Genomic DNA, 500 nt, shown 5'->3' with positions numbered 1-500 from the left:
GCCCCGCAGGCCGCGTCGACCACGCCCCCGGGCGCCCCGCCGTCGGACGGCTGGGGCCGCGCGGACGAGGAGCCGCCCGCCTGGGACGACGCTCCCCCGCCCGAAGAGGACCCCTGGGACTCCCTGCCCGAGTTCGACCCGGACGCGGACATGGACGACTCGGACGGCCCCGAAGGATGGACTCCCCCGACGGCCGGCCAGGACGACGCCCCCGTGGGCGCCGCCGGCTGGGACGGCCCCGTGCCCGCCGCCGAGGACTGGGGAGCCCCGCCGCAGGGCGGTGCCCCCGCACCCGGCGGCCGCCGGGACGAGCGCCCCGCCGCGGCTCAGGGCTCCGACGCCCCGCCGGAGCGGCCCACCCCGCAGGGCTCCGCCGACGCCGGCCCGGCCGCCGAGACCGGTGCCGAGCCCAGCGCCGAGGAGGTCCGCCGCGCCTACGACCCGGGTCCCCTGGTGCGCGAGGAGGAGCACACGATCCCCGTGTTCGCCCGCCCCGAGGC

The 500-nt window shown here is 81.8% G+C and carries 1 pseudogene; it reads left to right on the top strand.

Going from position 1 to position 500, the window contains the following annotated elements:
* Positions 1 to 500 (top strand): annotated as a pseudogene (locus NWP10_RS12320) (DNA polymerase III subunit gamma and tau); the annotation flags it as partial.

The organism is Micrococcus sp. HG099, assembly GCF_024723355.1.
GTDB lineage: Bacteria > Actinomycetota > Actinomycetes > Actinomycetales > Micrococcaceae > Micrococcus > Micrococcus endophyticus.
The sequence above is the reverse complement of the archived record's forward strand: the minus strand, read 5'-3'. Positions and strand labels throughout refer to the sequence as shown.